Here is an 11,297-nt window from a genome sequence, read left to right as displayed (position 1 = left end):
CGACACAGGAGAGACACAAGAAAATGGATCTGGTTGCCGTTTGGCACTATCTGCAGGCCAAGTTCAACGTCGCCGATGACGAGAAGGGCGCCAGCCTCGTGGAGTACGCGCTCCTCGTCGCCCTGATCGCCGTGGTGTGCATCGCCGCCATCACGCTGCTCGGAAACAACGCCTCGACCAAGTTCAGCCAGGTCGGCGGCTCGATCGGCGGCTCATAGCCTGACCCGCAGTCAACGCAGTACGAGGGACGGGGGTGCTCGGGAGAGCACCCCCGTCTCGCGCGTCCCGGAACGCTTCCTCGCCGCGGCGTCAGCGAGGTCCGCGACCGGCGCGCGTGACGACGACCCACGACCTGGTGATGTGGACGACCCTCCAACGTCGGTCCGCCCGCAACACCACAGCCAGGGGGAGCTTCTTCTCCCACAGCACCGAGTCCACCCGGTACCGGTCGAGGATCGCCTCGTAGTCGGGCCGTCCCGCGAGCAGGTCGAACGCCGCCTCCCCTACCGCGCGGGGGTACATGTCGAACCGGTCGTCGAAGAAGACGTTGCGCCCTCGGCCGTCGCGCAGGGTGCGTAGGTTGCCGACGAAGTCCTGCGTGGCGACGCGGCCCTCGAGGTAGTGGTTGCGCTCCATCCAGTCGAGCTCCCGGACGGGATAGGACTTGAGGGAGAACGCAGGCCCCTGCGCCGCGTCGATGGTGAGCACGAGGCCGAGCGCGGCGATGGCGGCGAATGCAGTCGCCGACAGCACTGAGCGGCGCTCCCCCGTGATGCTGCCGATCCGGCCCAGGCCGCGGGCGAGCACCGGGGCCAGCGCGAACGACGCGACCGCGGTGTTGCGCAGCGCGACGGCGCCGAGCAGGCCGAAGCCGGCAGCCACGATCCCGTCCTCCCACGACGGCCGGCGCATGAGCAGGAGCAGGGCCAGCAGCAGGTGCCCCAGGAAGATGAGGTTCTCGGGCTTCGAGAAGTCGGGCGACTGCCATTCGATGACGTGCGACAGCACCGCGCGCTGGCCGAGCAGGTGCACGGGGAACAGCAGCAGGCGCAACCCGAGGGGGTTGAGGGCACCGAGAGCCGTGCCCACGACAGAGAAGGCGAGCAGGCGGAGGAGCCGGCGCGGGGGCCGGTGGTCGAGGCGCCGGCCCACGGCGCGGAGGCCGAGGTAGAGCGGCCCGAACGGGAAGCTGCCGTGTGTGTTGACCCAGACCCACCCCGCGGGAAGCAACCAGCGCGGCGATCGCCGGTCGTCCTCCGCGAGCAGCACGGTCACCGCGAAGAGCGTGAGGCCGAAGAGCAGCGGGCGCGACGACCACAGCTTCCCCCCCAGCGCCACGACCGGGCTCACGGCCACGATGCGGGCGATGACGCTGCCGGCGGGACGGGTGAGGCGCCACGCCAGCAGGGCCAGCAGCGCGGTCTGGGCGCCGTGGAGGACGACAAGGGACCAATCGCCCAGCTGACGCTCGAGACCGGCGTAGAGGACCGATGCGAGCCACGACTGCACGACCCAGGGGTGGCCGGGGGCGGTGAACGAGTAGGGGTCGGCCCGGGGGATGCCGTGGTCGAGGATGAGGCGACCGGTGGCCAGGTGGGTCAGGAACGAGTTGTCGAACAACGGCCGGAGGCCGGTGACGAGACCCCAGACGACGACGGCGGCGCCCACCACACCGAGCAGCGACGGGCGCGGCACGCGCATGGTGGCGCGTGGGGGTTTGTCGTCGACCTGCGTGTCCTCAGCCTGCATGGCCTCGGCCCGCAGCCTTGCACCGACCGGCACAGCGGAGCTGGCTACTTGTTCAGGAACTGGTTGTAGATGTTGATGACCGCGGGCCCGATGACGACGACGAAGAGCGCGGGGAAGATGCAGAACACCATGGGGATGAGCATCTTCACCGGTGCCTTCTGCGCCTGCTCCTGCGCGAGCTGACGGCGCTTGACGCGCATCTCGTCGGCCTGGGCGCGGAGCACGCGCCCGATCGAGACACCGAAGGTGTCGGCCTGGAGGATGGCGAGCACGAACGAGCGCACTTCGGGTACGTCGGTGCGCTCGTCCAGCGCCCGCATGGCCTCGGCCCGGGTGGCACCGGCGCGGGTCTCACCCAGCATCCGCACGAACTCCTCCGAGAGTGGCCCGGGCACCGAGGCGACCGTGCGGTCGAGCGCCTGCTCGAAGCCGAGCCCCGCCTCGACGCTGATGGTGAGCAGGTCGAGGATGTCGGGCAGCTTGACGCGGATCTTGTACTGCCGCTCGGCCACGCGCCGGTTGAGGATCGCCTCCGGCCCCAGGAACGAGGTCGCCGCGAGCAGACCGAACACGGCGAATGCCGCGCTCCCGGAGATGGGCGCGACGAAGAACACGAGCACGAACCACACCGGGATGAGCGCGAGGAACAACACGCGCATCGCCAGGAAGCGGTCGAGCGCGTCGGGGCTCGCCCGTCCGGACAGGATGAGCTTGCGCCGGGCGGACTCGACCGGCGTGAGGCGACGGCCCAGGTCGGTGATACGGCGGAGGAACGGTGCGAGCGCGCGCTCCCGGAACGGCGTCAGCAGCTCGGTGTCGCGAACGTTCTCCACCTCGTAGGTGCCGAGCTGGCGCAGCGAGGCGCGGATGGTGGCCTTCTCCTCGGCCTCGGTGAGCACGCCGTAGAGCAGCAGGCCCAAGGCGGCAGCCGCGCCGGTGACCGCAAGAATCAGCACCTCACACCTCGATCTCGATCGTCTTCTTCATCCAGTAGAAGCCCACGAGGGCGAGAAGGCCGGCACCGGCCAGCATGATGTGACCGCTCGTGTGCTTGAAGAGGACCTGGATGTACTCGGGGTTCACCGCGTACATGACGCCGCCCAGCGCGATGGGCAGGATGCCGAGGATGATGGCGCTGATGCGGCCTTCCGCGGTGAGCGACCGCACCTCGCGCCGAAGGCGCTCGCGCGCGATCATCGTCTCGCCGACCGTCTGCAGGAGCTCGGCCAGGTTGCCGCCCACCTCCCGCTGGATGCGGATGGCCATGACCGCCCAGTCGAAGTCGGGGCTGCCCATGCGCTGCGCGGTGTCGGCGAGCGAGTCCTCGAGCGGCCGACCGAGACGGGCCTCGGCCAGCACGCGCCGCAGCTCCTGGCCCATCGGGTCGGAGACCTCCTGCGACACCGCCTCGACACCCTGGAGCAGCGAGTAGCCGGCGCGCAACGAGCCCGACAGGAGCTGCAGCGTGTCGGGCAGCTGGCTGGTGAACTTGCGCTGGCGACGGGACGAGAGCCCGGACAGCACGACCGCCGGTGTCACGGCGGCGATGAACAGCAGCACGAGCGCGCCGAAGATCGACCGCGTGGAGAACAGGCCGAGAAGGGTGAGCACCACGATCGCGGAGAGCCAGAAGAAGATGGCCTCTGCCGCGCGCAGCGGCAGGTCGGCCTGCTCCAGCTGTCGTTCGACCCACTGGAGGAGCCCGCGCTCCTCCGCGAACCGCCCGGTCATCTCGACGGCGCGCTTCACGAACGCGGTCTCCGCCATGCGCACGTCGCTCGGCCCGTCCTCCTCCATCGACGGGCCCTCGGCGGCATAGGGCTGCAGCGCGTTCTCGAGCGTCGACATGTCGCGCACGACGATGAGGATCAAGGCGTAGGCGAGCAGGCCTGCGGCCGCGAGCACGAGCAGCGCGACCATCCACTTGGCGATCGCCCCCTTGAACAGGGCCGGCGTCTTCGACTCGACCACGTCGGGCCGGGCCGAGAAGCCCTCGGTGACAGTGCCGATGCCGACGCTCGGGGCCTTGACCGACAGGCCGCCGGCGTCGACCTCGAGATCGATCGAGTCCTTGGCCGTCGACGTGTAGCTGAGCTCGTACTGGTTGCCGAGCACGGCGTCGGCGCTCCCGAGCAACCCGCCGAAGGCGCTGGCGGCACCCGACTGGAACGTGCCGCCGCTCGCGGTCGCGAGATCTTGCAGCGGCGCACTGTCGAGCTCGGGCCCCGAGATGCCGATGCTGAACACCGACGCGTTCGCCGAGAGCACGTTGGCCCGCGTGGTCGCGAAGTCGGAGGACGACACCGTGTCGCGACCGTCGGTGATGAGGACGACGTTGGGCTGGAGGTCGGCCGGGCTCTGGGCGAGCATCCGCAGCGCCATGTTCACGCCGTCCCACATGGCCGTCTCGTTGAGGGGCGTCAGGCGGTCGACGGACTGCGTGAGCTTGTTGCTATCGGTGGTGAGGCCCTGGATCACCTCGGCGCTGTTGTTGAAGCTGACGATCGCCATCTGGTCCTGCGGCTGCTTCCGGCTCACGAAGTCGCGGATCGCCGCCTGCACGGCTTCGAGCTTGCCGTCCTGGCTCATCGACCCCGACGTGTCCACCGCGATCACGACACCCTTGGGCGACGACGTCAACGGAACGACGCCGTCGATCTTCACCGGCTTGCCGTCCTCCTTCACCGCGAAGTCCGCCGCCCTCGTGCCCGGCTTCGTGGGCATGGCGACGATCTTCACCTTGGGGAAGGCGGTGGTGTCGACGCGCCGGACCGTCAGCGTGTCCGCGCCGAAGGCGGCGCCCGCGCCGCCGACGACGAGGAGCATCGCCAGCGTGAGGCCGGCGAACAGCTTCTTCATCGCGTGCCCACGGCGCGCCGGGCGAATCCCTCCGCGTGGAACAGGTCGGCGCTGAGGCGGATGCCGAGGTCCTGCAGCTTCTCCGCGAAGCGGGGGCGAATGCCGGTCGCCTTGAGGTGGCCCTTGAAGCGCCCGTCCTCGTCGACACCCATGCCGTAGTCGAACAGGAAGATGTCCTGCAGGGTGATGACGTCGCCCTCCATGCCCTGCACCTCGGTGACGTGCGTGACGCGGCGCGTGCCGTCACGGAGGCGGGTGAGGTGCACGATCAAGTCGAGCGCGGAAGCCATCTGCTCGCGGATCGCCCGGATCGGCAGGTCGAAGCCGGACATGAGCGTCATCGTCTCGATGCGGCTCAGCGTGTCGCGCGGGCTGTTGGAGTGGATGGTGGTGATGGACCCGTCGTGGCCGGTGTTCATGGCCTGGAGCATGTCGAGGGCCTCGCCGCTGCGGCACTCGCCGACGACGATCCGGTCGGGCCGCATGCGCAGCGAGTTCTTCACGAGGTCGCGGATGGTGACCTCGCCCCTGCCCTCGATGTTGGGTGGGCGCGACTCGAGCGCGAGCACGTGTTCCTGGTGGAGCTGGAGCTCCTTGGCATCCTCGATCGTGACGATGCGCTCGTCGTCGGGGATGAACGACGACAGCACGTTGAGCGTCGTCGTCTTACCGGTGCCGGTACCACCTGAGACGATCACGTTGAGCCGCCCGACCACGCACGCCTCGACGAACCGAGCCACCGCGGCGTTGATCGTGCCGAAGCTGATGAGGTCCTCGACCTGGAACGGGTCGGCCGCGAACTTGCGGATGGTGAGGAAGGGGCCGCCGATGGCCAGGGGATGGATCACCGCGTTGACGCGGGAGCCGTCGGGGAGACGGGCGTCGACCATGGGCGTGGCCTCGTCGATGCGCCGGCCGACCTGGCCGACGATCTTGTCGATGATGCGACGGAGGTGGGTGTCGTCGACGAACGAGACCGGCACGCGCTCGATCTTGCCGTGGCGCTCTACGAACACGCTCTCGGGACCGTTCACCATGACCTCGGTGACGTCGACGTCCTTCAGGAAGCGGTCGATGGGCCCGTAGCCCAGGATGTCGTCGGAGACGTCCTGGATGAGCTGCGCCTTGTCGGCGGCCGAGAGGGGGGCCTTCTCCTTGGCGAGCGCGGAGTGCAGCTGGTCGGTGACGCGAAGGCGGAGATCGCTCTCGCTGAGGCGCCGGTCGTAGAGGATCGGGCCGAGCTCTTCGATCAGGTGGTGGTGGATCTTCTGGCGCAGCTCGTCGAGCACGGGGTCGCGCGACGTCGTGCCCTCGGGGCTGCGCACTTCGTGTAGACGCTTGTAGAGCGACATCTCTGCTCCCTATGTCAGCGCGAGCCGCGCTTGGACTGGCTACCGGCCATGAAGAGCTCGGCGAGCTGCTCCATGCGCTTGGAGACGCCCGACCGCGGCGCGTCGAGCACCGCGGGGACCCCCTTGTTCACCGACTGCGGCACGATGATGTCGCTCGGCACCAGGCAGTCGGCCTTGATCTGCAGGGTTCTCTCGACCTCGCCCACGTCGAGCTTGACCTTCGAGTTGGCCCGGTTGAGGACGAGCTTGAGCTTGCTCACGGGGATGTTGAGCAGCCGGAGCGTCTGGAGCCCGAGCTTCACGTTCTTGATGTTGGGGATGTCCATCCCGGAGATCAGCAGGATGTCGTCGCTCTCCTCGAGGAGGGCGAGGACGACGTCGTTGAAGTGCGCGGGCGTGTCGATGACGACGTACTTGCAGAACGTCTGGAGCAGCTTGACGATCTTCACCATGTCGGCCGCGCCCACCTGGTCGGCGAACGCGGGCTCGACGGGTGCCGCCAGCACCAGCAGCCCGCTCTGGTCGTGGCGCATGAGCAGGCTCTGGAGCAGCTGGGCGTCGAGCCGGTGGATGTTGGAGACGGCGTCGACGATCGTGTGCTGTGGCGTCATCTTGAGCATGACGGCCACGTCGCCGAACTGGAGGTCGGCGTCGACGAGGACGACCGGGCCGTCGGCCTTGCGGGCCAGGACGATGGCGAGGTTGGAGGCGATGACGGACTTGCCCGCCCCACCCTTGGTGGAGAAGACGGTGATCACGCTGCCCATGTCGGAGGGCAGCTCGGTGGCGGGGGTCCCCGCGGGGGCCATCGGCACCACCGAGATCGTGTCCGCGACGCGGTCGATGGCTTCCAGGAGGAAGTCCTGATCCGCCGGCAGGGCGATCACGTCGCGCACACCGGCGCGGAGGGCCTGCTGCAACATGGCGGTGGTCAGCTCCTCCACGACCATGAGCGAGCCGACCTCCGGCCGGTAGCGGGTGAGCCCCTGCACCGCCTTGAGCCCGGCCGGGTCCGCGTATGAGGGCCCGAACACGACCACGAGCGGGGTTCCGGAGGCGAACTTCTCCTCCATCGCCTCGATGGACGGGAACGACGCCACCGCCACGCCCTCGCCCAGCTGCATGGCGAGGCGAGTGCGCAGCTTTGGGTCGTCGTCCACGACGGCGACCGGGAGGCTTCGTGTAGGAGTATCGACGGAATTCAGGGTAGTCGTCCTTTTTGCTCAGTACGACCGTTCACGGGGTGAGCTGGTTGGCCTCGATGACGTTGTTGAGGTCGATCGCCGGCAGTTGCGTCGGGATGTTGTCCGGCGGCACGAGCGTGAGGTAGATGGAGCCGCCCTGCTCGCCCGCGCTGGTGACGAAGGCGATGCGCTGCGCAGCAGCAGGTGGCACCGCCACCGTGATGAGGCCGCTGCCCTGGTTCGCGGCGGCGGTGGCCACGGTGGTCGCCGTCGTCTCGCCGGGCTGCGGCGCGGCCTGCGACCCCACGAAGAGCACGTTGACGTTCTGGTACAGGTACTCCTCCTTGCCGCTGTGGACCGTGACGAGCATGTTGACCTTGTCGCCGGGCTGCACGAGGTTGGCCACGCCCCTCACCTGGTCGACCTGGATCGTGATCGCCACGTTGCCCGTCGGGATGCGCTGCGCCGAAGACACCGTAGCCACCTTCGGGTCCACGAACTGACCATCCACGACGACCTGGTTGGCGGCGAGGTTGGTGAGCGCGACCCGGCCCCGGATCACGTTCACGTCGGTCAACGCGGTGGCTGCGCGGAACTTCACGTTGATCTTGTCGGGCTTGATGAACCCCTGGTCGAGCGCCTGCTCGCCGGGAAGCCCCTTGGTGATGTCCTTCTTGACCACGAACACCTTCACGAGCTTGGCGTCCTTGTTGGCCCGGTCCTGGACCGTGGTCAGGTAGCTGTAGACCGCCACTGCGGCGATCGCCGCCACGACGACCGCAGCGATCAGGATGACCGTACGTCGAGCTGCCACGCTTACCTCACTGAGTTCGGTTCCGGAGGGCTCTGGGGGCCCGTCTCCTTGGGGGTCGATAGAGCATCGGCTTGTCCCTAGGTCGAGACAAGCCCGGTTTCTCGAATTTCCTTGTACCAGCCAATGCAATGGGCCGATCGCACTAGTCGTCGGCGGGGGGTCGCCCGGGGCTCACCACAGACTGTACGACGGCCGCCGCGCTTCGTCGCCGGTGCCGCCCGGTGGCCCGATACCTCCGGCAAGGGCCTTGCCAGCCCCCCGTCCGGCGCCAGACTCTCCGGGTGTTCCAGAGGGCGGCCGCATTGGTGCATCGACGTCGGGGGGATCAGCGCGGCGCCACCCTCGTCGAGTTCGCCTTCGTGCTGCCCGTCTTCGTCCTCTTCCTCTTCGCCATCATCGACTTCGGCTGGCTCTTCACCCAGTTCCTCGACGTGAAGCAGGGCGCCCGCGAAGGCGCCCGCCTGGCCATCGTGAACGACTGCATCGGGTTCGAAAACGATCCCTCGGGGTGCAGCACGGAGATCGTGAGGAAGATCTGTGCCCGGACGAGTGACCTCGATGACGCGGACACGACGGTGTCGCTGGAGAAGCCGCCGGAGGACAACGGAATCACCGCCCAGGTCACAGTTGAGTACCCGGCTCGCTCGCTCACCGGGATGATGGCCGTCTTCATCAACGACAAGACGCTCAGGGCGACGGTGCGGATGAGGCGAGAGAAGCCGATCGTGTGGCAGCAGGGTACGTACGCCTGTCCCCCGCCCCGGCTGTGACGCGGCCGGCGCGACGGGACGAGCGGGGCGTCACGCTGATCATCTTCACGCTGATGATCACGGTGATGCTGGTGTTCGTCGCGCTCGCCATGGACAGCGGGCTCGTCTTCAACGAGCGGCGCCAGGACCAGTCGGCCGCGGACTCGGCGGTGCTCGAAGCCGCACAGATCCTGCTCGACTTCGGGGTCAGTCCGGCGACCGAGGCCGCTGCCGAGGACGCGATCATCAAGGGCACGCTCACGAATACCAAGTCGACCAACGGCGCGCCGCTCCTAGGTCCTGGCGGATGGACCGAGAGATGGGCCCACTGCACGGCGACGATCCCGCCGGGGTTCACGAAGGGCACGAGCAGCGCGTGCATCGCATTCCACGTCAGCACCGGCTCGGGCGACACGACGAAGGTGTGGGCCCACCTTCCGCCGATCACGGTGGGGTCGACCTTCGGCGGCGTCGTCGGGATCAACGAGCACAAGCAGACGGCTGAAGCCACTGCGGAGATCTTCGTCGGTGACCCCTACGCCGTCTTCGCGGCGGCGACCGATTGCGATGGCATGGGGAATGTGGAGCAGGCCGTTGACATCGGCGACACCGGGAAACAGGTCGGCATCACCGGATCGGTGCACAGCAACGGGTCGGTGGAGCTGTCGTCGAACACGACCTTGAGCCCGGGTGGCTCCGTCACGTACGTAAAGGACGCAACGCTCCCACCGCAGATCATCCCCTTCGCTCGGCTGACCGGCGTCGAGACGGATCCACTCGCGGACTACCGAATCGAGGACTACGGGCCGTCTGGAACCAAGGCCCTAGCGGCCGGGAGTCTCTACATCAACGCCGGGAACGCGACGGTCGACAACGGATGGCTGCAGCAGAATGGCGCGCTGGACGCTCCCGACCACGTGAGACAGAACCTCATGATCTACAGCACCGGTCCGATCGAGCTCAGCGGGCCACTGTCGGGACAGGCGACCTTCGTGAGTACCGATCACATCGTCTTCAGCGGTGACGGTTTCCAGCTCCGAGCCCGCAACAACGACGTCCTGGCCTTCTCGAGCGCAGGCGATACCGGATGCGGCGGCGAGGCGGCAATCCGGTTCAATGGCGGCGACAACACGTGGAACGGCGTCGTCTACGCACCAGCGGGCACGATCCGGTCGTGCTCCACGGCACAACCCTGTTCACCGAACGATCCTCCAGGCCGCAAGACAACATTCAACGGAGGCTTGATCGGCTGGATAGTCGACCTCGACAGCCCGAACTTCGCCATCACGAACATCGGGGGGCTGGGCACCCCTGTCAAGGTCCGCCTCTACGAATAACGCTTGACAGTCGAACACCTGTTCGATATCATAGCGTCAGCTCTTCCCCCCTTGTCATCCCCTCCTACGGGAGCAGCGATGTCCGAGCTGGCAGAGCTCGAGGGCGCGGTGAAGACGATCCGGCGCATCGTCGCCGAGCTCGAGCCTCGATGCGTGCGCGGCGACGACGCGCTCGCGTGGCTCTCGGCGTTCGTCGAGGCCGAGCGCCTGGGGGCCGCGGGCCGCACGCTGATGGCGGCGCGGGTCGAGGAGTCCAACGTCTGGCGCCGGAGCGGCGAGCGCAGCGCCGTCCACTTCCTCGCGCACACGACGGGCGTCAGCGTCGGCCGGGCGCAGACATCGCTCGAGACCGCCGCGCGCCTCGCGAGCTTGCCCGCGACCGCTGACGCATTCCGATCCGGAAGGTTGAGCGAGAGCCAGGCGCAGGAGGTGGCGGCCGCCGCGACGGTGAGCCCCGCGTCAGAGGCGGGGCTGCTCGCGCGGACGAACGGCACGATGAAGCAGCTGAGCGACGAGTGCCGTCGGGTGCGTCACGCGGCCACCGACGAGCGGGCGCGTTACGAAGCGATCAGACGCAACCGATGCCTGCGCACCTGGACCGACGGCGAGGGCGCGCTCTGCGGACAGTTCCGCACGACGCCCGACGCGGGAGCACGGTTGCTGGCGGCCCTCGACGCCGAGATCGATCGCGTGTTCAGGTCGGCTCGCCGCGAGGGTCGACGCGAGCCTCGTGCCGCGTATGCCATGGACGCGCTCGAGGCCCTGGTGTGCGCGGCGCCGGGCTCGGGCGCGAAGCGCAAGCCGGCACGTGCCGTGATCAACGTGCTCGTCGACTACGACGCGCTCGTGCGGAGCCACGCGGTCGCGGGCGAGACGTGCGAGATCGCGGGCATCGGGCCGCTGCCGGTGTCGGTTGTGCGGTCCTGGGCGCACGATGCCTACCTCAGCCTGATCGTGACCCACGGTGTCGACATCAAGGCGGTGACGCGCGCCACGCGCTACGTCGATGTCGAGCAACGGCGGGCGCTGGCCGTGCGCGACCGCAGCTGTGTGATCGAGCGTTGCGACGCCGACACGCGCTTGCAGCGCGACCACCGCGTTCCCTTCGCGCGGGGCGGGCCCACCGCGCTCGACAACCTCCAGCGGCTGTGCGCGTTCCACCACGCGCTGAAATCCAAGGGCTGGCGCCTGACGGGCGGGGTCGGGTGCTACCGGTTGGTCCCGCCTGACGGCGACGGCGGTGGTGGCGGTCG

Annotated in this window: 10 protein-coding genes; 4 read left to right on the top strand and 6 right to left on the bottom strand. The window is 68.5% G+C overall.

Going from position 1 to position 11,297, the window contains the following annotated elements:
- Positions 1–23 precede the first annotated feature (23 nt).
- Positions 24–218 carry a Flp family type IVb pilin gene (locus E6G06_15305; GenBank protein ID TML89002.1) on the top strand — a complete coding sequence of 65 codons (195 nt, stop codon included), beginning with the start codon at positions 24–26 and terminating at the stop codon, positions 216–218.
- Positions 219–309: 91 nt separating this feature from the next.
- Here E6G06_15305 and E6G06_15300 read toward each other — a convergent pair whose 3' ends face one another.
- The 6 genes from E6G06_15300 to cpaB form a co-directional block, all read right to left on the bottom strand.
- A complete protein-coding gene (locus tag E6G06_15300) occupies positions 310–1,782 on the bottom strand; it encodes a hypothetical protein (GenBank protein ID TML89001.1) in 1,473 nt (490 codons plus the stop codon).
- Positions 1,783–1,793: 11 nt separating this feature from the next.
- Positions 1,794–2,705, bottom strand: a complete 912-nt coding sequence (locus E6G06_15295; protein ID TML89000.1) for a type II secretion system F family protein — start codon at positions 2,703–2,705, stop codon at positions 1,794–1,796.
- A 1-nt stretch (position 2,706) separates the two neighbouring features.
- Positions 2,707–4,608: a VWA domain-containing protein gene (locus E6G06_15290; protein TML88999.1), complete on the bottom strand. Its 1,902-nt coding sequence runs from the start codon at positions 4,606–4,608 to the stop codon at positions 2,707–2,709.
- Complete coding sequence (locus tag E6G06_15285) at positions 4,605–5,960, bottom strand: CpaF family protein (GenBank protein TML88998.1); 1,356 nt, start codon at positions 5,958–5,960, stop codon at positions 4,605–4,607. Before E6G06_15285 ends, E6G06_15290 begins: the two co-directional genes overlap by 4 nt.
- A gap of 14 nt (positions 5,961–5,974) precedes the next feature.
- On the bottom strand, positions 5,975–7,120 hold the full coding sequence (locus E6G06_15280) for a response regulator (protein TML88997.1): 1,146 nt from the start codon (positions 7,118–7,120) through the stop codon (positions 5,975–5,977).
- 76 nt (positions 7,121–7,196) lie between these two features.
- Positions 7,197–8,096, bottom strand: a complete 900-nt coding sequence (cpaB, locus tag E6G06_15275; GenBank protein TML88996.1) for a Flp pilus assembly protein CpaB — start codon at positions 8,094–8,096, stop codon at positions 7,197–7,199.
- Between the two features lie 83 nt (positions 8,097–8,179).
- Here cpaB and E6G06_15270 point away from each other — a divergent pair, with 83 nt between their 5' ends.
- The 3 genes from E6G06_15270 to E6G06_15260 all read left to right on the top strand — a co-directional run.
- The gene (locus tag E6G06_15270) at positions 8,180–8,728 is read left to right on the top strand and encodes a pilus assembly protein (protein ID TML88995.1); all 549 of its coding nucleotides are present in this window, start codon (positions 8,180–8,182) and stop codon (positions 8,726–8,728) included.
- 53 nt (positions 8,729–8,781) lie between these two features.
- A complete protein-coding gene (locus E6G06_15265) occupies positions 8,782–10,044 on the top strand; it encodes a hypothetical protein (protein TML88994.1) in 1,263 nt (420 codons plus the stop codon).
- A gap of 78 nt (positions 10,045–10,122) precedes the next feature.
- Positions 10,123–11,297: DUF222 domain-containing protein (locus E6G06_15260; protein ID TML88993.1), on the top strand; the 1,175-nt coding region annotated here is incomplete at its 3' end.

Source organism: Actinomycetota bacterium (assembly GCA_005888325.1).
Taxonomy (GTDB): domain Bacteria; phylum Actinomycetota; class Acidimicrobiia; order Acidimicrobiales; family AC-14; genus AC-14.
Note: the sequence above shows the minus strand (reverse complement) of the source record. Positions and strands in the feature narration are given on the sequence as shown.